The organism is Haloferax sp. ATB1, assembly GCF_000730175.1.
This window is the reverse complement of the sequence record NZ_JPES01000079.1, coordinates 1-23,893: the sequence shown is the minus strand read 5'-3', so window position 1 is coordinate 23,893 and position 23,893 is coordinate 1. Positions and strand designations below refer to the sequence as shown.

Here is a 23,893-nt window from a genome sequence, read left to right as displayed (position 1 = left end):
TGGATTTCGTGGACTCTGATATAAGCCGCCGTAATCTCGGTTGCAATCTCTTATTCAAACTGTTACATCTTGTATAGTATTTAAAAGTTTATACAATAGCAACTATAGCTCCGGATATTATTAACAAATTGATGTAGAAAATAACTCTAATAGATTCTGATATACTACTAATAGTAGATAGCAAATAAAGATTTTCAAACTCATCTATTCTCTCAGTAGGCTGGCCAAATATATTACTCAAAAGTTATATGTATTTATATATGTGGTTAAGCCATTCGTGCAGTCCGTTCAACGACGAACACTACACGATCTGTCGTGTGGGCGCTCCCTCGGTGAGGTGAACTGGTTCAACCCCGTCTGGCACCACGACGACGGCCGACTCACCGAGTGGTGAGTGGGGTGGTGTTCGTCGAGAACAACTCGCCGTGCGGCCGGTCGTTTGGCAGTTCTCTCTTGCACCCAGATTTGTTTACAATTCACAATACTAACTGCCTGGTCGACTGAGAAAAATTCCACATTGTGATGGTTCTTGCAGGGAGTGAGACCAATTGTTTAATACTGTTTCATTTAGAATACTATCTAGAAGCGGACGTATTAGGCCAATTTGCCGAATGATTCCTCGGATACCATGAATACTGGCTCGTTGGGGGATCCTAATAAAGAAATCATCACGAAACGATATCGAAGAGAGTTATCTACTCCCTTGGTAAGACAGCCTTTGATCCCGATAGTCTTGCCTTTTAATACACTACCACCGATACGCCTTCGCGCGTTGCCCCCATTCCCTGATTGGCGTTTGCCAAGGGACATCTCCGCCCCAACGAGCGGGGCTCACAACAGCGTCGAGAGGCCCGTGAAAATCCCGTAGTTCAGTCCGAATGCGAGCGCGAGCGAGCCGACCCACGCGAGGACCGTTTTTCCGATTTTGCCCGTGCTGACGTCACCCTGTCCAGCGACGCCCGACCCGATAATCGCCGAGACGATAATCTCGTTGAACGAGACGGGAATCCCGAAAAAGACCGCCGTCTGCGCGATAATGAAACTCGGGATGAGCGCCGCGATGGAGCGCCGCGGGCCGAGCGACGAATAGTCCTGCGAGAGCGCCTTAATCATCCTCGGCGCACCGGTCCACGACCCGATGAGCAAGCCGAACCCGCCGAACAGCAAGACACCGGTGATCGGAACTGCGGCCGTCGATTGGTCGCCGAGTAGTGGCAACAGCGGACCGATAGCCAACCCTACCTGACTCCCGCCGGCGGAGAACGCGACGAGTCCCCCGAGCACGAGGAGGAAGTGCCGCTGTGCGGCCACGTAGCCGGTCTGCACGTCTCGGTAGAGCAGCCACGCGGCGACCGCCGCCGCGAAGAGGGTCACGAGCACCGCCGCCGTCAGGGAGGACACCTCGAAGACCCGAGCGACGGCACCGACGAGCGAGTCCTGGCCGCTCCCCGGAGCTAGCACCGTAAACTCAACGTTAGCGAGGATTGCCCCGACGAGTCCGGCTAACCCCGGAATCAGAAACCGCTCGGGCGTTCGGTCGTGTCGCAACAGCCACGCCGTCGCGAATGCGATACCGCCGCCGACGAACGGAACCGCCACCCACAGCGTGACGATTTCGACGTACTTGTCGATTGCCGGCTGGCCCCCCATCCCGAGGCCGACGCCGACGACCGCGCCGGTGACGGTGAAGGCGGTGGCGATAGGGTAGCCCGCGAAGATACCGATGCCGACGAGGAGCGCCGCGGTCAACAGCGCGACGATAGCGGCGACCGCGGACAGTCCGGCTCCGTCCGGAAACACCACGAGGTCGTTTCCGATTGCGCCGGTGACGTTCGCCCCCTGTAATATCGCGCCGGCGAGGCCGAGCAGGCCGACGAAAAAACCCGCGCGCATCACGGAAATTGCGTTGGCTCCGACCGCGGGTGCGAACGGCGTCGACCCCGAGGATCCGGCCCCGATTGCCCATGCCATGAACAAACTTGCGACTACGGCTATAACGACTGTTGCGAGCCCGCCGAACGCGACCATATAGCAGTCGAGTCTGCCGGCCTCATATTGAACTTACTGTTCGGCCTGGAAATCGCCAGACACGGTCGTGAGCGTGGGGGCGGACTGCCCCACACGAGGGTCACTCACGTCCACGCTAGACTTACTCATATTGGTCCATCACGTAGGAGAGAAGCGGCGCGATATCTCGCGGTTCGGCATCTTCGAGCAGTTCGAGTCCGAGTGCGACGACGAGTGGGTAGTAGTGCCGGAGTTTCTTGAGATCGGCGTCGTTCGACCGCTTCGACTCCAGGCTGTGCTCTCGGAACACCAGCTCCAACTCCTCCCGAAGTGACTCGGGCAGGTAGATGGTTATCCCGACCCACTCGGACTTCACGTCGAGGTCGTCGTTCGGGAGCGTCGTCTGCTGATTGGACCTGTTGGTCCATTGCTTTGCGAGGCCGGTCGGCGCCTCTTGATGTTCCAGCGGGCTCTGCTCCTGGGACTCGGCTGGTTCGTCGTCGGTCATGCGTGAGGTGTCCCTGCGGCGGTGGCGTCCGTCTCGAGTGTCGCTTCGACTGGCATGTTGTATTACCCGTATTACTCTCGATGGTCCGTCGATAAAACAGTTTGGCTGATACCGGGAGGTACTTTGATATGGGTTTCACAGCATCGTTCAGTATGACCAGCCAGCCACCATACATGGACTCAGACCAGTCGACTGAGACACGGGTCGCTGACCTGCTCGAGCGCATGACGCTCCAGGAGAAAGCCGGGCAGATGGTGGGGCTGCACGTCGGCTCGTTTTCGGTGCTCCAACGCGAGGCCCCCCGAACGACGACGGTCGACGACGCGAAAGACGCGATCAGAGACTACTTTGTCGGATCGGCCACGCCGTTCGGCACTGGCTTCTCGCCGTACAACACCGCCGTCGTCGCGGGCCGGGTCGCGAACCAACTCCAGCGCGTTGCGGTGAACGAGACACGACTTGGCATCCCACTTCTCGTCCCGGTCGACGCGATTCACGGCCACGCCCACATCGAGGGGGCCACCGTGTTCCCACACAACCTCGCCATGGCGGCGACGTGGAACCCCGACCTCGTCGAGCGCGCTGCGCGAATCACGGCAATCGAGATGGCAGCGACCGGCGCGAACCAAAACTACGCCCCGACCGCGGACGTCGCTCGGGAACCTCGATGGGGGCGGACCTACGAGACGTACGGTGAGTCCTCGCCGCTCGTCGAGGAATTCGTCGCGGCGGAGACACGCGGCCTCCAGGGGGCGTCGCTTGACGACCCCACGTCGGTCGCGGCGACGGTGAAACACTACCCGGCGAGCAGTGAGCCGACTCGCGGCGAGGACACGGCACCCGTCGATATCTCGATGGGGACGCTTCGACGCGTCTTTCTCCCGCCGTTCGAGCGGGCCATCGACGAGGGTGTCGCGGCAGTCATGCCAATGTACAACGCGATCGGAAACGAGCCCGCGCACGCCTCGAACTTCTACCTGACCGACCTCCTCAGGGACCGCCTTGGGTTCGAGGGTGTGACCTGTTCCGACTGGCTTGGGGTCTGGATGCTCGTCGAGCGACACCAGACAGCCGCCTCGTTCGCGGAGGCGGTCGAACAGGTGACGACTGCCGGCCTCGACGTCGCGTCCGTCGGGGGCACCCAGCACGCCGAAACGCTCTGTGAGTTAGTCGAGTCCGGGACGCTTTCCGAGTCGCTGCTCGACCGAAGCGTCCGGCGAATCCTCGCGCTAAAGTTCGAACTCGGCCTGTTCGAAGATCCGTACGTCTCACCGCGATCCGCGATTATCGACGTCGGCTCCGACGAGCACCGACGCGTGTCGCGTGAGGCCGCCCGAGAGTCCGTTACGCTCCTGCAGAACGACGACGAGACGCTTCCGCTGGCCGATGTCGACGACCTCTTCGTGACGGGACCGAACGCCGACTCGCTCGATAATCTCCTCGGCGGCTGGACGGTGTTCGGCTTCGACGAGAACGAAGGCTCAACCGTTCGAGACGGCCTCGAACACGTCGTCGACGACGGAACGACGGTGACGTACGAACCGGGAGTCTCGTCGGGCGAACTGACGGACCGAGACGCTGTCGCGAGTCGCGCCGAACACGCCGATGCGACGGTCGCCGTCCTCGGGGAACCGTGGTATCTCCACGAGTTCGGCCCCGAGTCGTTACGCGGCGAGAACGGCGGCTTCCCGCAACGGAACTCGCTGGAACTGCCACCGGCACAGCGGGACCTACTAGACGCCGTGGCTACGACCGACACCCCGACGGTCCTCGTGCTCGTCACCGGACGACCGCTGATTCTGACTGACGTGCTCGACCAAGTAGACGCGGTCGTCCTCGCGTTCTTCCCCGGCCTCGAAGGAGGTCGCGCAATTGCCGACGTACTGGTCGGGAACACGAACCCCTCGGGCCGCCTGCCGATTACGTTCCCTCGAGCGATGGGCGACTTCCCCGTGCGACACGACTGGCTTCCGCATCCGAGCCCGTTGGGGATGGACGAACACCTGCCGTCGTACGACCCGCTGTTCGAATTCGGCTTCGGCCTGAGCTATACGGAGTTCGCGTACGACGCACTCGAGGTGTCCGATGAGACCATCGTGGATGGCGACGCAGTGACCGTATCGGTGGCAGTGACGAACAGCGGCGACCGCACGGGAACCGAGACGGTCCAGCTGTTCGGCGAACACCGCTACAGTTCCGTGGTCACGCCGGTCCGGGAATTGAAGGGATTCTCGAAGGTCACGCTCTCGGCGGGCGAGACGCAGACGGTAACCATGACACTCACGGCCGACGACCTCCGAGTCGTCAAGCCCGACGGCACTCGGGCGCTCGAATCCGGCACGTACAAACTGTTCGTCGGCGACCTGAATCGTGAGCTGACGATAGAGTAATTCTGGTATTACTGTCTACTCATGGACGTCCTGCACGGACTTTCGGACCCGAACTAACCACTGACACGTACTGCACGTCGCGGGGACGCGAAACAGTATTACACGCATAAGCTTGTAATCTCAGAGCGTGACACGCACTCACCTCGCCGCATCTCGAGTTGACGTGGTACCACCGTGTGCGATGACTCCAGTTTAGAAATGCTAGTAATACTCTCATTACAATGGTGTGGACGACCCCTCCAAACGAACGAGAGGCACCGGTGTTTCGAGGTGAGAATCAGCACTTCCGCCACGAGCGCCCGGGTTTGAGGTCTGGGCTCAACCCACGACTCCAGTCCTTCGAACCGTCGAGTAATACTAGTCATATCACCAATCGTTTTATGCGCGTTTGCCGGGACCTCACCACAGGAATGGCAATCGCCAAAGCTGACGTTGAGTCGCTAGTTGAGGAACTCACGCTCGAAGAGAAAATCCAGTTGGTCCAACGGTGCGGTTGACCCCGAGGGGACGGCGACGGGCTACCTCCCCGGCGTCGAACGACTCGGGATTCCGGAACTCCGATTGGCCGACGGGCCGCTCGGCGTCCGCGTCAACGGCGCGCCCGCCACGCTGTTTCCCGCGTCGATTGCCCTCGCATCGACGTTCGACCCGGAACTCGCGCGGGAACAGGGTACCGCCATGGGACGCGAGGCGAAGGCCCGCGACCAAGACGCACTGCTCGGCCCCGGTCTCAATCTGATTCGCGTGCCGCACTGCGGACGGAACTTCGAATACTACTCCGAAGACCCCGTCCTCACGGCCGCGTTCGCCGGTGCGACCGTCGAGGGAATCCAGTCGGCTGACGTCATCGCAACGCCGAAACACTACGTCGCCAACAACCAGGAACTGTACCGGGCGTCGGTGAACGTGAACGTCAGCGACCGCGCGCTCAGGGAGTGTTACCTCCCCGGCTTCAAAGCAGCCATCGACGCCGGTGCCGGGTCGATCATGACCGCCTACAACAGCGTCAACGGCTCGTTCATGAGCGAGAACCGGCCGCTCGTCACCGACGTGCTGAAAGGCGAGTGGGGCTTCGACGGCTACGTCGTCTCCGACTGGTTCGGAGCCGTTAGCACCGTGAGCTCGGCAAATGGGGGGCTGGACCTCGAAATGCCGGGCGTTTCCCGCGACGAACTCTGGGAGATGTTCGACATCGAGCCACCCGAAGACGACGACGACACCGTCTTCGGCGAAACCAAGGACGTTTCGGACGGGATGCCGGACATGACCAACACCGGCAACTTCGCCGAACCGCTCCGCGAGGCGGTCGAACGAGGGGATGTCCCGCGAGCGCGGCTCGACGACATGGTGACGCGGATTCTCCGGCAGATGGAGCGCATCGGTGCGTTCGACGAGGACCGATCGGAGGTGTCGGCCGAGGACGATGGCCACCGAGAACTCGCCGAGACCATCGCCGCTCGCGGAGTGGTCCTGCTCGAAAACGACGGTGTGCTCCCGCTCGCGGACGACGCGGACATCGCCGTTATCGGCCCCGGCGTCGAGGAGATTTCTACGGGCGGCGGGTCCTCGGAGATGGACGCGCTCCATGAAGTCCCGACGGCGACGGGAATCGACGCACGCGCGAACGGGACCGTCACCGTCAAACGCGGCATCCCGCCCATCGAGAAGGTCTCGTTCTTCGGCGGTGACGACGAGGACGACGACCAGCAACCGGAACCCACACTCGACGACGCGGTTTCGGCCGCGGCAGACGCCGATGTCGCCGTCGTCGTCGTTGAGGACGCCGCCGCGGAGGCGATCGACCGCGACGACCTCACGCTCCCCGGCGGGCAGAACGAACTCGTCGAAGACGTGGCGGCGGTCAACGACCGGACGGTCGTCGTCGTCCAGTCGAGCGGCCCCGTCGAACTCCCGTGGTGCGACGACGTGGGCGCGATTCTCGAATCGTGGTACCCCGGGCAGGCCGATGGCGATGCGCTCGCAGCTGTCCTGTTCGGCGACGCCGACCCGTCCGGACGGCTCCCGGTCACCTTCGCGAACGAGGACGATTACCCGGTGACCGACGACGCGACGTTCCCGGGAATCGACGGCGAGGTGCAGTACGACGAAGACCTACTCGTCGGCTACCGATACTTCGACGCGACCGACGCCGACCCCGTCTATCCGTTCGGATACGGGCTGTCCTACGCGGACTTCGAATATCGTGGCGCGGAACTCGTCGACGACCGTCGCGTCGAGGTCACCATCGAAAACGTCTCCGACCGGACGGGCCGCGACGTGGTGCAGGCGTACGTCCGACCGTCGAACGCGAGCGACGACCGGCCCGTCCGCGAACTCGGCGGCTTCACCGCCGTGGAACTTCCGGCCGGTGAGACGGTGACCGTCGACGTCGACCTCGACGACCTCGCGTTCTCGAAGTACGACGAGACCGTGGGGTGGACCGCGCTCGAAGGACCATTCACCATCGAAGTCGGTCGATCGGCGCGGGATATCGAGTTCGAAGTGACGATGTAAGGAGTCGGGCGGAGCAGCGTCTGCCGTTCGTCTCCGACCCGGTGTTGGGTATACCGTTCGAGGGATGCCGTCGCGGCTTCAGTTGACGGTGAAACTCGCCGCTCGAACGTCGCTTTCTTCGTAGCCGTATCGAATCGCCTTCGTCCGTATCGTCGTCTCCCCTTCGTCGAGTTCGATGGGGGTCGTGTAGAGCTTCCAGCGGGCGTCAGCAGTCTCTCCGGTGGCGTACACGATAGACGCACCCTGCGTATCGCAATGGAGCGTGACCGTCGTCGGAGCCGTGAACTCCCCACCCGTCGGTGTCGCCTCGATCATCCTGTTTTCTGGTGCGTTCGGGACGAACGTCGGAGTCGCGGTCACCGGTTGCTCCCCGCCGGGCCACATCTGGTCGACCAGCTGCGTCTCGTCGAGCTGGCCCCGGTCGCCGAGTGCGTCCAGTCGGTCGTCCATCGCCGCGCGCAGTTCTGCCAGCGTCTCCGAATGGGCGGAGTCATCCGCGAGGTTGTTGGTCTCGTGGGGGTCAGCCACCAGGTCGTAGAGTTCCTCGACCGGGCGACCGCCCGAAAGCAACTCCGCGGCCGGCCCGTCGAGTTCGCCTTCCGCGTGGAGTCGAAGGAGGTCTTGCATCGCCTCACCGCGTGCCCGAAACGGAACCCAGACCAGCGGCGGGTTCGTCTGGTCGTAGTTCCGGATGTACTTGTAGCGGTCCGTCCGAATCGCGCGCACCATGTCGTAGCTCTCGTCGATGCGATCCCGCGCCGCGAGCAGATACTCTCGCGGGTCGTTCGCGTCCGGGCCGAGGAACGGCTGTCCCTGCATCCACGTCGGGATATCGACGCCGGCGAGCGACAGGACGGTCGGCCCGAGGTCGAGCAGGCTCACGAGGCGCTGACTCCGCTCGCCGCCTTCGATTTTACCCGGCCACCTGACGACTAACGGGACGTTGATGCCCGAATCGTACAGCGACCGTTTCGCGCGCGGGAGGCCCTCGCCGTGGTCGCTCCAGATGAAGACGATGGTGTCGTCGGCCAGCCCGTCTTCTCGTAACTCACCGAGGAGTCGCCCGACCTCCTCGTCGGACCGCGCGATGTTGTCGTACTGCCGCGCGATGGCCTTCCTGACGCCGTCGGTGTCCGGCAGATACGGCGGGACGTCCACGGTTGCGGGGTCAGTTTCCGGGTCTCCATTAACGCCGACAAAGCCATCCTCCCACATGCCGCTCTCGTGGGTCCGAATCGGGTTGAACACCGCGAAGAACGGCTGGTCGTCGTCCGGTCGGTTTCGCCAGTGGGCGTCCTCGTGGTTTTCGTCCCAGATGGAGACGGGAGCGTCGAAGTCGTGTTGACTCTCGCCGAGGTTGTCGAACTGATAGTCGGTCTTCGAGTTGTTCGTGCAGTAGTAGCCCGCCGCTCGGAGAAACTCCGGGAACGCCGTCACATAGTGCGGTGGGACCGAGGAGTACGGCGTGGGAAGTTCCGGCGTGTCCTCGTTCATGTGCTTCGTCCGCATGTGGTGGGTGCCGATTGCCGTCTGGTGGCAGCCAGTGATGACTGACGCCCGCGACGGGGCGCAGACGCCCGCCGTCGCACACGCGTCCGTGTAGACGCGCCCGTCGGCGGCGATGCTGTCGATGTTCGGGGTGGTTGCGACGTCGTCTCCGTAGCACCCGAAGCGCGGACTCGTATCTTCGAGCGAGATCCAGAGGATGTTCGGAGGTTGGGCTGAAGCCATATCCGGTCCGTGTTCATGGGGCGTACTAATTCTTTCTCACGCGGCGCTGAAACACAGCGTTGTGAGTCCCTGTGGGCCGAAGAGCCCTCAGACTGTTCCGACGCGCCGCTGAAACCGGTGTGTTGAACGACCACGCATCTGCATCGGCCTGTCGACGAAGCGACTCACACTGAGCGATGTCACCACCCCCGACAGAAGATTGAATCTAACCCAAATTATTTATTGTATTCCCTCATTGTTCGTCATTGCCAATGAATAATAAGCTGAGTTGGATTGGTGGCTTAGCCGTAATGCTCGGACTCAACATCGGTGGCGCACTCTGGTCGAAACCAGTTGCCGCCGCGTCGATCGGTGGGCCCGGAACAGCGATTGTGACGATTTTGGGGATGGGAGTCGTCGCATTGGCCGCCCCCGGGTATCTCGCGCTCACGAAGACGTGGTCACTCTCACCGGGACACTACTACTACAACTCTCGAATGCTGCTTCCCGAAAACAAGAAACTGAGCCACTTCATCGGCTGGTGCATTCTGTGGCCGTCCATTTTGATGTCGGGCTTCGTCATCCTGCAGATACTGGTGATCGCAGGTGCGTCGTACCTGAACGCCTTTTTCCCGAGCGTCTCGACGCAGATATTCACCATCCTCCTGTTGGTCTCGACCGTCTGTATCGTTTGGTTCGGCATCCAGGCGGTCGGGCGAATCGAAATCGTGCTGTCCGCCTTCCTGCTTGTCTCCATCGGGGTGATTCTCTCCTTAGGATTCGTGAACATCGACCCGAGCAGGCTGACGCCGGTGTTCCCGGCGAGTCTCACGTCGACGCTCTCGACGATGGGCGTGATGCTGACGACGTTCATCACCGGTCTGTACATCATCGACTTCGGCGACGACATCGAGAACCCCGAGAAGGCGTTCGGTCGAATCCTGTTCATCAACACCGGCGCCGTCGCGCTGATCGGGACTGGCGTCATCCTCGTGAGCGTCGGCATGGTTCCGTACCAGGAACTAGCTAACCAGACGCTTCGTGTCGTCACGTCCCAGTACCTCACCCCGGAGTTGCTGGTCGTTTCGACGATCGCGGCGATGGTCGCCGGCGTCACGTCGAACATCGCAATTCTCTCGATGGTCACGCGCTACGTGAAAGCGGTTGCTAACGACGGCATCCTCCCTACGTGGCTCGCCGCGGAGAACAAACACGGCGAGCCGAAATACGTGCTCGTGATTCTCGGCGCCGCGTCCGTGGTGGGTGTCCTGGTCAACATTCCGCTGAACGACATGATTCAAGCCTCCGCCATCGGGAATCTCTCGCTCCTGACGATCACCTGCCTGACGGCGTCGCGACTCCCGTCCACGCGGCCGGAGCTGTTCGAAACGGGACCGATGGCCAACTCGCAATATCTCACGCCGCGCAGCGTCCGCTGGTTCTCCCGGGCGGCAGCGGTCGTGCTCGGGACGTTAGTCATGTCGATGGCGTCCGAAAGTCCGACCGGCGTGCAGTGGTACCTCACGTTCCTCGTCATCGGGGTCGGCATCTACGGTATCCAGACGCTTCGGGGCACCATCAGCATCGAGACGGACTCGGAGGAACTTGGAAGCCCCGCGTCCGTCGCGAGTGATGATTAAGCTCCGCCTCGACGCCACGACGCAGTACTGCTAAGCGCTACTCAGTCGCGCCGTCCAGTCCTCTTTTTGCCACATCGCCGACGCCGCCGAGTCGCGCGTTTCGCGCGTTCGGATACGTAGGTAACGCTCGACGCCCTGAACGGACTCGACACCGGTCACCTCGTGCACGGACTCAAACGCGGCGACTCACGGCGAACTCACGAGCACGACCGACGCGCTGACAAAAGAAGCGTTTGTGCGGTGTCTGCCGCAGGGCCGAGAGGCCCGTGACCGTTCGAGACTCCCCCGAACACAGACCCGCAGCGTTCGGCGCGGGTGGTGGTCGATTTAAGCTACGCGTCGGGCGTGTTCAGGCTGTCGTGGCCGAACGCGGCGTCGAGCGCGTACTGGTCGTCGTATTCGATGAGCGCGTCGCGGAGGCGACCGTGCATCTCCCGGGCGACGCCCCGATACTCGGGGTCATCGACGAGGTTGTGCTGCTCGTAGGGGTCTTCCTGCAAGTCGTACAGCTGCCACGGCTCACCCCACTCGGTGAACGACCCGGGACTCATGTTGTCGTACCCCTTGACGGTGTACTTGTACCGCTCCGTCCGGAACGCACGCCAGGTCTCGTCGTGGTACGGCATCATCGGCCGGATCTCGCGGACGAACTCCAGTAACACACCGTCGCGGTCGAGCGTCTCGTCCGCGTCTCGCATCAGCGGCGTGAGGTCGGCACCCGGGAGGTCTTGGTCGCTCTCGATACCCGCGAGGCCGAGGAACGTCGGGACCATGTCTTCGGTACAGGTCGGCGTGTCGATCGTTCTGCCCGTGTCGATGCCACCATCGGGGTACGAGATAATCAGTGGCACGCCGACCGACTCTTCGTACGGGTGTTGTTTGGCCATCGAGCCCTGTGACCCGAGGAGTTCGCCGTGGTCAGACGTGAACACGATTGCCGTCTCGTCGCGGATGCCGCGGCGATCGAGTTCGTCCAACAGCCTGCCGACGTTGTCGTCGAGGTTCTCGATCATCGCGTAGTACTTCCGCATCTCGTCGAAGAACGTCTCTCCGTGATACGGGTACTGCTCGTAGAGTTCCGGCGTGCTCGTCTCTCTGTCGCCCCACGACTCGTAGGGCTCTCCGAAGATGGTGAGCGGCGGTTCGGCGTCCGGATACGGGACGTTCGGTCGAAGCTCCAACGGTTTGTCGTCCCACTCGTCGAGGTACTCCTCCGGGGCGATAAACGGGGGATGCGGCGGCTCGACCGAGACGGTGAGACAAAACGGGTCGTCTCCGGTGCCGTGTTCGTCGAGGAACTCCGTCCCGAGGTCGAACAGCCCGTCGGTTTGATAGCCGTCGATGGGGTGCGGTTCGGGGTCGTCGTCCACGTAGTACGACGTGTCGAACGGGTCGTTCTTGAGTTCGAATCCGCGCCAGTAGTCGAAGCCACCCTGGTGAGTTTCGGGTACTGGGCGGCTCCGCCCCACGTCCGCGAGGTGCCACTTCCCGACGTAGCCCGTCTGGTAGCCGTTCTCGGAGAACTCGTGGCCGTAGGTCCGTTCGGCGGGCGACATCCGCCAGTGATGGTGTGCGTTCCGCGTGTGTGGGTGCTGGCCAGTCACGAGCGACAGCCGTGCGGGGACGCAGATCGGCGCGGTCGAGTTCGCGTTCGTGAACCGAACTCCGTCGTCGGCGAGGCGGTCGAGATTCGGCGTCGAGACGTTCGGGTCACCGGCACAGCTCATCGCCTGCCGCCGCATCTGATCACAGAGGATAAACAGTACGTTCGGACGGGACTGGTCCGTCATAGATGACCGTGAGTCTTGGCTGAACATACATAAACACCCACGACGTGTTCGCCGGAACGCCAGCAGACGCGCGGCCACTCCCTCGACAGCGGCACGGAATCGTATCGACGACGACACGCTGGTCGGTCGGGCTTAGTCGAGGGCAGCCACACACCGGAAGCCCATGTTCCCCGTGGAACTGTCCGGCGTGTTCTTCGACCGTGCGGCGACTCGATACCGATTACACCACGAGCGGTGGCAGAGATACGACCCCCCGCGCATCACCCGGTTGTCGCCGTCGTCGGGACCGGCCGGGTCGTGGTGGTCGTAGTCGTCGGTCGTGTGGTAGTCCGGACTGAACCAGTCCGCACACCACTCCCAGACGTTCCCCGAGACGTTGTACAGCCCGTAGCCATTCGGCGAATACTCGTTGACGGGGGCCGTTTGGAGATAGCCGTCGTCCTCGGTGTTGTTCTCGGGGAACTCTCCCTGCCAGATATTACAGCGGTGGTCGCCGTCTGGCCGGAGGTCGTCGCCCCACGGGAACCGCTGTTGCTCGAGGCCGCCGCGTGCGGCGCACTCCCACTCTGCTTCCGTGGGCAGTCGTTTTCCCGCCCACTCCGCGTACGCGACCGCGTCGTTCCACGAGACCTGCGTCACCGGGTGTGTGAGCCGCGATTCCAACACGCTCGAACTGGGCCCCTCGGGGCGTAACCAGTTCGCACCCTGAACCGCAACCCACCACGGCGCGTCCGGAACGTTCTGCATCACCGCGTCGTCGTCTTCCGGTGCGACGAAGTCCTCGAAGACGAACGACCACCCGAATCGTTCCGCCTCCGTCGTGTAGCCCGTGTCCTGGACGAACTGCAAGAACTCCGCGTTCGTGACCGCGTACTTGTCGATGGCAAATGGGGAGACCGTTACCTCGCGAGCGGGACCTTCACCGTCTTCGGGAAAGCCGACGTCCGAGTCGGTTCCCATCACGAACGTCCCGCCGTCAAGTTGCACCATCTGCTGCATCCCACGGGGAGTGTCGGTCGAGGGTGAGACGTCTGACACCGAGCTGTGGGTCGATGTGTCCCCTTCAATATCGGCTCTGGAGCCGGAGCAACACGGCGAACCTCGGTCAGTCATAGTCGACGATACACGCGCGGTCAGTAAAATAGTACGCGACACGACGAAACGGGCGATGCGGGCTGACACATCGCGTGGCGCGGCTGGCCGTTCAACTCGCGTCTCTGTTTCCAAGGGAACGACCCGTCTTCCGGTTAAGAGTCTCACTAGATTGTTACACAACGGTACTGTCTGGTTAAGCCAGTTTGAGAAACGAGCAGGTCGTTGAGTGAATTGGCCATGACACCCGCAGACCTGCTCAGCGAGTGCTTTGCGACGGATTTAGAAGAAACTGGGGAAGCGTGAGCGGACGGAGACATCCGCCAGGATGTTGGCCATCCAGCTCCATACGACCGGTTGTTCGCTTAGAGAGACAAAAGAAATGCTTCGAATACTTGGCGTTGAACAGTCTCCTCAAACTGTTTGGCAGTGGGTACATCGGCTGGCTGACAGCGGTCACAACCCGCCAGAGGCGAAGCCGAAGCGGGTTGCAGTCAAAGAGACTGCTGTCAAAGTCAACGGCGAGTGATTTTGTTTGTATAATACAATATAAATTAAGACAAATCTGATTCTCGAGGTCGAGATGTTTGGGCGACATGATATCGATCCGGCTGCTGCGGTTCTCCATCGACCTTCCGGGAAACACGGTCTCTCAGATGCTGTGTTTCTGGTTGATAGCTACAGCTACCAGACTGCAGACTCTCGGTTAGGATTTACCGGTCGGCTTGACTACGTTGATCAAAGCCTCATCGAAACATGGTTTCACACCCTCAAAATTCGAGTCGACCACTTTCATAATTCGTGGGTGGGCAGTCACGGAATCGTCCGTTATTGTTTCATATTATTTGTGCAATACTACAACGTTCAAAGACCGCATCAAGCGCTCGATAGACGAACGCCAGTCGAGAAAGTCACTAAATAGACAGTGCCGAAGTTATTTATTTCAGTCACCTAGTAGATAGCTAACAACCCATAATTATTGATTGTGGTAGGATATTACGCAATTACTCCACACAACGTCTGGTGATGCGTCCGAATCGTTTTGACTGAAGAATCACACACAGTTGCCACACGAGCTTGCGTGAGTTGCCAGTCCCGCTCGGAAGCAGCCGTATACACACACGCCGCGGCGACTGCATGCGGATTCGCGCCACGATGAGCCCACTCGTCGCTTGACGCCTCGGCTAACGACCGTGCTCGTCGCCGAATCTGGTCAGTCACATCAAGTGCATCTGCCACCCGCGGAACGAACTCAACCGGTGTAACTGGCTCCGCAGGCAGCCCCAATTCTGTATTGAGTGCGTTGTACGCTGACCGAACGCGCGATTCAGCCACCCGTGCGAGCGGGATGAGTTCGGCGAGCGTTCGCGAAACACCTGCACATCGACAGGCCGCATGGACACTCGCAGCCGCGACCGCTTCGATCGACCGGCCGGGCAGCAGGTCCGCCTGTTGAGCGGACCGAAAGCACCGACAGGCTTGGTCACGCAGGCTGTCGGGGAGGTCGAGCGCGCCGGCGAGTCGCCGGACTTCGTCCAACCCGTGAGCCAACCGTCGCTCACGACTCGACTGGTACCGACTCCGACTGTGCTGGGTGCGGAGTCGGGAGAGTTGCTGTCGTCGCTCGCCCGGAAGCGGCCTCCCATTCGCGTCGACGTGTCGGCCGATCTCGGTGGCGAGACCGTGATCGTGTCGCGTCGGCGTTCGCGGCGCGCCCACTCGTCTTCGCTCCTCGCGCTCGAACGACCGCCATTCCGGGCCGTGGTCGATACCATGCCCGTCAATGATGAGCCCACACGACTGGCACCGTCGCTCACCAGAATCTGTAATGACCTGACCGCTACATTCCGGACAGGAGGCGTTGCCACAGGATTTCCCGCACGATTCGTCGAACTGTCGCTCGTAGACATCTCGTATCGCCATCTCGAACACCACGCGACGCATCACGCTGCGCCCCGCACCCGTCAGGGGCTCAAAAAACATCGTCGCCGTCTCGAACAGGTTGGCTTCGGTTGGTGGTCATTAAATGACTGAACCACAATACCAAACATGCTCGCAGGCGGATTACCGTTGCAGGCTCGTCGTGTCACACAAGACGCGCCCTGTTCTGCAACGGGTGCGGAATCGCGTACCACGCCATCTGCATCCACCCCTTGATAACTCCCTCGTGGGCCTCGTGCCCACCGAGTTTCGTACACTCGATACTCGAGTTATCGATATCTGTGAGTCACGAGTCACGGACTGCAGTCGTAGGAATCTCTCACCAAGCGAACAGTCAACTGAGACAATAAATTACTATCTGGTATGAGTAGCTCACCATGGGCTGCGAACTTTGCGACTGAAAAAAGCAAATGTGCAGCTGACGTCCAACACCTCCTCGACAAGTATCTCCAGCCGGTCGTCTACGAAGTCATGAGTGAACTACTCCGTCGAGAGATGTGCGAGCAGTTTGCTGGTGCGTACGCTGCGACCCAGCAGTCCGACGACTGACGGGTGAAGTACGAAACACCCACTAACGACTATTCAGATAGGTCACACCGCCCAGCATCGACACAGTTCCAACAGGGAAGAGCTTCAGACAGCTGTTCACACTCGCAGGGCAGGCCTGTTGTGCCGTCATCGCCGCTCCAATGTTGACCCACCATCTGCGACGACACGCATCTGCACGGCGAGGTCGAGTACTCGTGGTCGAATCACGACTGCAATCCGATGTTTACACGGACTGTCACTACTTGCGTCAGCGGGACACGAACACGAATCAGGCACGCCATCCCGAATTCGAACCCGGTACTCGTGCGCAGCCGGGTCGGCATAGCTCTCGTTTCGCACGCGGATATCGCCGTCAAGTAGTTCGAACGCGAACGCCTCGTACTGCGCCCGCTTGAGGACGCGTGCAGGTGGATCGAATTCTGTGGGGACAGGAGTCATGATAGCTAACGCGCACTGCGCGCACCCCTCGGGGGCATCAAAAACCACGCCGGACGGCAGACGGATTAGACCGCGTCGAGTGTCGACAGAATCTCTCCGGCCGTCCCACTAATCCGACCCAGTCGCTCTTGCAGCACGTCTGTCTCGTCGCCCTGCCACGCCGCGAGGTAGAACGCCGACCCACTCGTATCCAAGCCGAGATAGCGACCGACGACGTACGCGACGGCCTCCGCTTCGACCTCGCGTTTCGCCCGCTCGGTCGCGTCGGTGATGTCAAAGTGCAAAATCGCGTGGGCGTACTCGTGGATGATCGTCGACGCGAGGTCCGCGCGGTTCGACCGGTCCTTCACTTCCACGAGTGGGGTGAGGTCTTGGACACTCCGCGACTGGCAGACACCCTTCGCTTCGCCATGCCGCCACTCGTCGGGATCGACGATGCGGACGGTTACACCGAGGTCCGACGCAATGTTGGTGAGATCCTCGACGAGCGTGTCAGGCTCACCGGTCGCCGCCGTGTCCAGCTCGGGGAGTGGCTCGCCCTCGGTCTGCGAAATGTCGAAGACTGGAGCGGGCTTGAACCCCACGAGCCCCTCTGACCACTCTTCGGGAGGCGTCTCGTCGTACTCACACTCGCTGTTTTCGTGGTAGCTCGGTGCGTTCCCACACTCGGGACACTGGGTCGTGATGATCGGCGCCCAAATCCAGATTGCTGACTCGCCTTCCTCGACATACCGGTCAAACTCTTCTTGCCACGTCCGGTAGCCCCGCGACCTTCGTCGCCTCAGGGCATTGGAGGGTGATGAGGAGGGTGTTGCGGTGGGAGTAGTCGTGGAACCGGCTCTGGACGTCCAGCCACGCTTGGAACTGCTCGCTCGCCCGAGCGTCGTCGACGTCGGCAGCGAGGTCCGCAAGCCACTGTTCGATCGTACGATGCATCTCGTCGTGTCGGGTGTCGGTCTCGTCGAACGACACCGACGGGGAACTCGTTGTTGCCATTGGTTTCAGTTCTGACGCGTCACTTCAGGACGCGCCGCACCCCTCTGGGGCGCACAAAAACAGGCGGGACGACCTACTGGTCGGTGTCCTCGCGCTCGAGGCTACGAAGGTACTGTCGACACTCGCCGAACAGGCCGCTCGCAGTCGCCTCGCCGGTCGTGAGGTGTCGAACCCACTCAATCGCCCAGCAGTACACGGGATCGGACTCACCTGCGCCGTGGATGTACCACCAGCGAGCCGCTTTGAGAACGACTAGTGGGTTCGTCGGCGGTTGCTCGCCTAGGAGGTCCCACGTTATCGACTCGATTTCATCGGGAACGTCGACTCGGGAGAGGTCAGTACTATGTGCGAGTTCGAGATCAACTGGAATCTCGTCGATCGAGACGTCTGACTCTGTCTGTTGGTGACTCATGGAAATCACGTCACACGGACTGTGTCTTCAGCCCGCACCCATCACGGGCGCAAAAAATCTCGATGTTGCGCGGGTACCGAGGAGTCTCTCGATCGACGCTATGCGAGGTGCGACACCGCCTCGGGTTCGGATTCGTCAGCGAACTCGTTGCGCTCGACTGGCGTCCAGTCTTCGGTCGTGGTTGGTGCCCACCAATCGACGTGGTAGTCACCCGGTGCACCGAGAATCTTAACTTGTGCTTCGTCGTCGGGAAGCGGCCGGCGAAGTTTCTCCTCAACGTGGAGATTCCACGTCGTCGTCGCGTCGAATGTGATGATGACCGCCTCATCGTAGCCACGTGACTCGGGCGACTCACGGCACGTCACGCTGGTATTGCACTCTGTGCAGAACACCCCCTCGAAGGGAATGTGCGTGAACGCTTCCGTGCCACACACCGGACACCACAGAAACTCGAACAGCGCCTCGTCGTGGCGGAACACGCGCTCGAGACTCATCGAATACTCACCTCCCTGGCGAGCATCGCGGGCGACTGGTGGTGAACGCGGGACAACTCAACTGCGAATGTTGGAATCGGCATCTGTTACTGCGCCTCCGCCCCTTCGGGCGGCGCAAAAACAACACCAAGCGCACCACCAGACTACTCGGTAGTCCGCTCAACGTCTACTGCTAACCCCGCGAGAACGTCATCGTGTGAGGTCGTTCGAGCGCGCTCAACAAACGCACGTGCAGCAGCGCCAGTTGCAAACACCGACGCATCGTAGCCGACGGTGCCACCGAACACAGTCCACTCGTCGGTCATCACACCGCCAGACAACGGCGTGTACTCAACTCGATACTTGGCAGTTGCGTCGTCAACGACGAGTCGAACAGCGAGACCACGATCAGGAAGCGTCTCTCTCAGGAGTTCCATCGGGCACAGCCTCCAAAGTCAGTAATGGACATCAGCGGGAACGATCCACAGATGGTCGTTCGACCCGACGAGTTGCTCGAGTCGCTCTCGATGCCGAACCCCATCACCGAACTCATCGTAGAGGTACACCGGCGGCCCGCGGTACGCCCCGAGATTGTGGTACGCATGCCTGACGAGGTCCTCATCGCGCATGATCGCCGCGACGTCAAGGTCGTCAACGCCCTCTCGAACACGCTCGAGATTCCGCTCGAACTCGCGTGTCGTCGCCTGCCAGCCGCGCTCAAGCAGTTCTTGGCCGTCCTCCGAGGCAATGGGAACTGCAACCGGGAGATCACCCAGCGAGCGCTGCCGGCGACCGTTGTTGAATCGTCATCGAACGTCACATAGTAGTCGAACACCGCCTCGGCTTGGGGGGCGACTCCCACAAGTTGGTCGAACACATTGGCGGCCCGTGAGAGGGCTTCGTCTGTTGTCGATGCAGTCACGAGCGCGTAGATTACTTGGTGCATTCGTCGTTACCTCGTCAACTCAGGAGTCGAAGTCTATCCGACCCGCTGCGCCGGCGCCTATCGCCGGCGCACACAAACACAACCCACCACGACGCACCGGTGTTCACGTGTACTGTTGCTCTTGAGCCCCTAGAGGACATATCACACTGATTCTGCTGAATCCTCAGTCGTTGATAAACCGGTGAAACCATACTGAACTCAGGGCGCAAGTCGATCCCCAGCATAACATCCCGCCTGAGAGAGTCGAATCGCTCAAAACTGACCAGTAGTTAATTACCGGTTGTTTCGGGGATCGGGGATAGGTCTCTGTTGAAACACCGAAGGCGATGCTCTACAGTTCTACGTAACCATCATTCGCAGTAGCCTCTACTCGACAAGAATGTCAGGTTCTGATTACAGCAAGAGCAGTCCCAGTCCGATTGCGATCGACAGGATGCCTAGCGCCCAGCACGTGAGTGTGAGTCCAAGCAGTTTCAACACAGAGGTTGCCTCCTGTCTTGATCGACTGACGGGGGCGTATTAGGCACTCCGCCGACTGTACTCCTCGCAGTACAGTCTGTAGTACTCAGGGGAATCAACGCTGCACCAAGTCAGACAAGCGAGTACAACAGCCAGATATGTTTCAAATCAATCAGGCTTTTTCGCGACAGATAGTGACATAGTCTTCGACGATTGATTTGAATTCCTCGAGGTTCCTCTCCGTGACTAGTGTTTGGAAGCTCACCTCTTGGTCACCCCGGGGGACACCCCGGAGAGACTGGAATGCGTGTTTGAAGTCGACGTAGTCCTGTTCGTCCCAACCAACCGGTGGTTCAGATTCGTGATTGTAGGGCATCTTAGCGGGCCAGATTTTCACCAACCCACTCACATTCGCCGAGAACACGCTTGGGTTGTTCTGGTAATCGCCCCGATGAGCGTCGACAAACATTCGAAAGTTTGCATTCTTTGCCTCTCCTATCTCGATATCGTCTCCGAGATCTTGGGCGAAGTCATACAAATCTATGAATGCCTGCGATACTTCCTCAGAAATCTGTCCCTGCTTCCGTTTGAGGTCAAGATCCTGGTAGAGTTCAGATTCCGATTCGACGTATTCTGGCCCAGTTCGTGACATAGTATATTCTATCACGACATACTGTTGGCCTATAGACCTATTGACACCAGTTAGTTCCACTACCGAGTCTCTCGACTTCCGCGATAACCTCACGATTAGAGGAGAGCACCTACGTACAGCACCGAACCCAAGACAACGAGAATCGACGTCGCGGTAACCGAACCAGTCCTACTCATCGGTTAGTTCAGCGTGGTAGAGATGGAATAAACGGGTTCTGAGATGAATGCACCGTCTATCTGAGTCACACGATTTCTGTTAGGTTCTAAGAATCTCAACAGAACTCTGGTCCACTCCTCGTACCAACATCAGATGTCTGGATCAGGTCCATACTGCGGTGTTCGACATACGGAACACCGCCAGATTGCTCCACCAGTCCACGCTGCAGGTGGACTATCTTCGCGTGAATCGAACCGATGCGGTGTCTGTTCACTACACGACTGACAGCGGAGCAGTTGCCGTGTTAATGAGGTAGACATCGGCTGTGACGGCGACGTGTCGACAGACGTTCGTCGAAGCGCAAACGCTGGGACAACCCACGTCTTCGGGTCCGAGAGCAACTGCTCACGCCGGGAGCCCTCAGTAATCTGCGTCCCAGCAGCATCGTACCATCGGGAGGCAGAACCCTCCGCTGAAGGAGAATCGGACCACAGCGGGACTGTCCTCGCTTTCTCCACGAACCCATCCGCACGTGACCCAGTTGCTGGGACGACGTCCGGGAGGTGACCCCATCGCGTCTGGAGTGGTTCTGCGAGCGACTGTTCAAGTGCCGCGATGGGCGTGCACTCGTCAATGGTCGACGAGTGAGAACGCTGCAGTAAGCGTGCTGCGGCAGTCCCTTTTGCGACCGCCCCACGCGAGGACTGTGAGGTGACGAGCAAACAGATGATGCCGTGAAGTGATTGCTCGCGTGACTCTGAAGCGCTGTCTGGGCCCGAGACATCCTGTTCGAGGCAGAACCGACACTGGCTCTGAGTCCGAGGAATGGCCCGCTCACAGGTCTGACAGATGTCCGTGTCTATATCGTCACCAACGGGGTAGTCACGTTCTGGAATTGCGTCGCCGTGCTCGGTGTGGTTGGGTTCCAACTGCACGTCCGGAATCTGCGTCGCTTCGCCATACGGTCGAAATTCCGCGGTCGGATCACGGTAGGGCGGCATACCGCGTCGTGGCTGTACCTTCCGATATAAACGTTCGTCCAGCGAGGGCGCTCTGAAACCCGGCCGATGGCCAACAAACGTATATGTATTCTGAAACTAGCCATAGGCAGCAAAATGTACGATTTGACCGGGTTCCAACGCGACCTGCTGTATGTCACCGCCGGCTTGGACGAGCCACACGGGCTAGCAATCAAAGACCAACTCGAGGACTACTACGAAACCGAGATCCACCACGGCCGGCTGTATCCCAACCTCGATACGCTCGTCGAGAAGGGACTGCTCGACAAAGGCGAAAAAGACCGCCGAACGAACGTCTACGCAATCACCGCTCGCGGTCGCCGAGAAATCGAAGCCCGCGACGACTGGGAACAGCAGTATACGAGTACACTCACTGAGTAAGAACTAATAAGGCGACCACAAGCGGCGAAGATACGCTATGTACCTTGTTGCGAGTTATTCCTTGCATCAAATTCTGTTACCGCTCGCTTGATTACTACTGGGCGACGGCTGACGCGACCTGAAGCAACCCGCATTAATCCTTGAGGATAGTACTCATCCCCATACCCAAAGATTCGATTGACAGCAGCTCGCGGAACAGCAACCTCATCGAACTCAGTAATCGTGTAGATGAGATTCGAAGGTGCGTTCCGCCAGAACGTTGTGCTTGCCCAATTGGAAGAATCCTCAAATGTTAGCCCAACGAACCCAGTGCCTACGTATTGACCATCCTGATAAAACAATACAAGATCGCCTGACTCCATTTTCTCGAAGTAGTTTCGGTTACTCTCACCATCACGGGCACCCCAGAATCGGACAGACTCAAGGTTGGAAAGTGCAGCAGGGTGATCCGGATATCCATCTAATTCAACGCGGTTGAGAACTGTTCTGCGGAAATTTCCGGGGTCACACGGGACGAGAAAGACATTTCCAGCCATGACTAGTCACTACAAATACATGTTTTATAGTACTTCTGGACCTCACGTTATTAGACCGTGATTCCTACGGTCCATATCAGGAAGGTTGCCGCCATGGACATGCATCTCGATGTTGAGTATGGACCAAGGTCGTGGCTGCGCGCGCAGCTCCGAAGGAGCGAGCACGGAGCGGAGGGTGGGGCGGTGGGGTCTGGGTCGGCCCGGCCACCAACAAAAAAGAAGGCTGCGTCGCGACGTTAGGCGTCCCACCAGGCGTCGCGCTCGGGGAAGTGCACGGTCGTCCACCCCGTCAGCGCAATCGAGACACGCCCGTCGTACCAGTTTCGCGCCGCTCCGTGAATCCGCACGCGTTCGCCCTCGCGAATCCACGGCACGTCCGACGCCTTCCAACTCGTCAGCTTCACCTGCCCGCTTTCGTCTTCGAGTATCCCCGCTTGCTGAATCGCTGGCGACTCTGACTCCCACACCGTCGTCAGCGTCCCTTCAATGCAGACCTCGCGTCGCGACACGCCCTCAAGCTTCCCGATTGGCACCATCGTCCCCGGTGCGCCTTCGAGTTCCTCGAACACGCTTACCGCTGCCGACATCATATCCTTGCCACCCAACACCGCCTCGCTCAGTCGCCGACTGATCGCCGCTCGCGACCACCCATCCAATTTCTCCGCCAACCGTGTTGCCTGAGAGTTCACTGCGCCCAACTGCTCTTGGGTCAGCTCCGTCCGGGGATCCGCCCGGTCGGGGTCCATCACCGGATTCACGCTCGCCGCACGCTTCTGGAACTGCCGCCGTCGCTCAGCGCTTCGTTCGGCCGCAATCACCCGCGACCGCGCCTCACGACCCTCTTGCGAGCCCAGTTCCGCACGGGCACTAATCTGTTCGAGTTCGGCTTCCCGCGCTCGAATGCGTTCTTCTTGGGCCAACGTCACGCCGTCAATCCGCTCGTCGCTCGTGTCTGCAATCCCGTCAGGGTGGTTCGCATCCACCTTTGCTTGGATCTCCTGTTGTACCGTCGCTTGGAACGTCGGCGTCTCGTCGACGACCTCAAACCCGTCTTCGTCGACTGCCGTCTCGTCCGCGTGTTCGAACGCCTGTTCAGCCACCGAAACTACCTTGCGATTGGAGTTGTTACTAGACATTGGAACTGACACGTTCCTGAAGGCGCTGACGCGCCGACGCCCGCGAACCCACTCGCGGGATTCTCACGAACCAACCTGCTTGAGCCACGGCTTCGATGTCGACCGATGACGCCGTCACCGAGGTGCCCGCGCCGCGCCTTCACGCCGG

Annotated in this window: 16 protein-coding genes and 5 pseudogenes; 6 read left to right on the top strand and 15 right to left on the bottom strand. The window is 60.3% G+C overall.

Going from position 1 to position 23,893, the window contains the following annotated elements:
* Window positions 1–831: 831 nt before the first annotated feature.
* Complete coding sequence (locus tag ATB1_RS12545) at window positions 832–2,028, bottom strand: inorganic phosphate transporter (protein WP_042664125.1); 1,197 nt, start codon at window positions 2,026–2,028, stop codon at window positions 832–834.
* 121 nt (window positions 2,029–2,149) lie between these two features.
* A complete protein-coding gene (locus tag ATB1_RS12540) occupies window positions 2,150–2,515 on the bottom strand; it encodes a hypothetical protein (RefSeq protein WP_042664124.1) in 366 nt (121 codons plus the stop codon).
* 173 nt (window positions 2,516–2,688) lie between these two features.
* Between ATB1_RS12540 and ATB1_RS12535 the strand changes: the two genes are divergently transcribed.
* A complete protein-coding gene (locus tag ATB1_RS12535; protein ID WP_042664122.1) occupies window positions 2,689–4,905 on the top strand; it encodes a glycoside hydrolase family 3 N-terminal domain-containing protein in 2,217 nt (738 codons plus the stop codon).
* A 410-nt stretch (window positions 4,906–5,315) separates the two neighbouring features.
* A pseudogene (locus ATB1_RS12530) lies at window positions 5,316–7,419 on the top strand (glycoside hydrolase family 3 C-terminal domain-containing protein).
* A 78-nt stretch (window positions 7,420–7,497) separates the two neighbouring features.
* Here the strand turns inward: ATB1_RS12530 and ATB1_RS12525 are convergent.
* A complete protein-coding gene (locus tag ATB1_RS12525) occupies window positions 7,498–9,150 on the bottom strand; it encodes a sulfatase-like hydrolase/transferase (RefSeq protein WP_082256396.1) in 1,653 nt (550 codons plus the stop codon).
* Window positions 9,151–9,401: 251 nt separating this feature from the next.
* On the opposite strand from ATB1_RS12525, the gene ATB1_RS12520 reads away from it, so the two are divergent.
* The gene (locus ATB1_RS12520; protein WP_082256395.1) at window positions 9,402–10,769 is read left to right on the top strand and encodes an APC family permease; all 1,368 of its coding nucleotides are present in this window, start codon (window positions 9,402–9,404) and stop codon (window positions 10,767–10,769) included.
* A gap of 332 nt (window positions 10,770–11,101) precedes the next feature.
* Here the strand turns inward: ATB1_RS12520 and ATB1_RS12515 are convergent, their stop codons facing one another.
* Together ATB1_RS12515 and ATB1_RS12510 are read right to left on the bottom strand one after the other, a co-directional pair.
* A complete protein-coding gene (locus tag ATB1_RS12515) occupies window positions 11,102–12,559 on the bottom strand; it encodes a sulfatase (protein WP_198526098.1) in 1,458 nt (485 codons plus the stop codon).
* 132 nt (window positions 12,560–12,691) lie between these two features.
* Window positions 12,692–13,597, bottom strand: coding sequence for a formylglycine-generating enzyme family protein (locus ATB1_RS12510; RefSeq protein ID WP_241768212.1), 906 nt, complete (start codon window positions 13,595–13,597; stop codon window positions 12,692–12,694).
* Between the two features lie 294 nt (window positions 13,598–13,891).
* On the opposite strand from ATB1_RS12510, the pseudogene ATB1_RS20775 reads away from it, so the two are divergent.
* Window positions 13,892–14,573: pseudogene (locus tag ATB1_RS20775) on the top strand (IS6 family transposase).
* Window positions 14,574–14,647: 74 nt separating this feature from the next.
* Here ATB1_RS20775 and ATB1_RS20770 read toward each other — a convergent pair.
* Window positions 14,648–15,574, bottom strand: coding sequence for a transcription initiation factor IIB family protein (locus tag ATB1_RS20770; RefSeq protein ID WP_082256410.1), 927 nt, complete (start codon window positions 15,572–15,574; stop codon window positions 14,648–14,650).
* A 381-nt stretch (window positions 15,575–15,955) separates the two neighbouring features.
* Between ATB1_RS20770 and ATB1_RS12500 the strand changes: the two genes are divergently transcribed.
* Window positions 15,956–16,141, top strand: a complete 186-nt coding sequence (locus tag ATB1_RS12500; protein WP_042664113.1) for a hypothetical protein — start codon at window positions 15,956–15,958, stop codon at window positions 16,139–16,141.
* Between the two features lie 29 nt (window positions 16,142–16,170).
* Here ATB1_RS12500 and ATB1_RS20765 read toward each other — a convergent pair.
* The 7 genes and pseudogenes from ATB1_RS20765 to ATB1_RS12470 form a co-directional block, all read right to left on the bottom strand.
* Window positions 16,171–16,579, bottom strand: a pseudogene (locus ATB1_RS20765) (SWIM zinc finger family protein).
* 65 nt (window positions 16,580–16,644) lie between these two features.
* Window positions 16,645–17,575: pseudogene (locus tag ATB1_RS12495) on the bottom strand (ImmA/IrrE family metallo-endopeptidase).
* Window positions 17,576–17,648: 73 nt separating this feature from the next.
* Entirely contained in the window at window positions 17,649–17,987 is a 339-nt protein-coding gene (locus ATB1_RS12490; RefSeq protein WP_042664111.1) for a hypothetical protein, read from the bottom strand.
* Between the two features lie 98 nt (window positions 17,988–18,085).
* Window positions 18,086–18,481, bottom strand: a complete 396-nt coding sequence (locus ATB1_RS12485) for a hypothetical protein (RefSeq protein WP_042664109.1) — start codon at window positions 18,479–18,481, stop codon at window positions 18,086–18,088.
* 143 nt (window positions 18,482–18,624) lie between these two features.
* Complete coding sequence (locus tag ATB1_RS12480; protein ID WP_042664106.1) at window positions 18,625–18,897, bottom strand: hypothetical protein; 273 nt, start codon at window positions 18,895–18,897, stop codon at window positions 18,625–18,627.
* Between the two features lie 18 nt (window positions 18,898–18,915).
* Window positions 18,916–19,406: pseudogene (locus tag ATB1_RS20760) on the bottom strand (hypothetical protein).
* A 631-nt stretch (window positions 19,407–20,037) separates the two neighbouring features.
* Window positions 20,038–20,517, bottom strand: coding sequence for a hypothetical protein (locus ATB1_RS12470; RefSeq protein ID WP_128081419.1), 480 nt, complete (start codon window positions 20,515–20,517; stop codon window positions 20,038–20,040).
* 1,271 nt (window positions 20,518–21,788) lie between these two features.
* On the opposite strand from ATB1_RS12470, the gene ATB1_RS12465 reads away from it, so the two are divergent.
* Window positions 21,789–22,073, top strand: a complete 285-nt coding sequence (locus ATB1_RS12465) for a PadR family transcriptional regulator (RefSeq protein WP_042662788.1) — start codon at window positions 21,789–21,791, stop codon at window positions 22,071–22,073.
* Between the two features lie 35 nt (window positions 22,074–22,108).
* On the opposite strand, the gene ATB1_RS20755 is transcribed toward ATB1_RS12465, so the two are convergent.
* On the bottom strand, window positions 22,109–22,609 hold the full coding sequence (locus ATB1_RS20755; RefSeq protein ID WP_082256300.1) for a hypothetical protein: 501 nt from the start codon (window positions 22,607–22,609) through the stop codon (window positions 22,109–22,111).
* 236 nt (window positions 22,610–22,845) lie between these two features.
* Entirely contained in the window at window positions 22,846–23,745 is a 900-nt protein-coding gene (locus tag ATB1_RS12460; protein WP_042662356.1) for an SOSS complex subunit B family protein, read from the bottom strand.
* Between the last annotated feature and the right edge of the window lie 148 nt (window positions 23,746–23,893).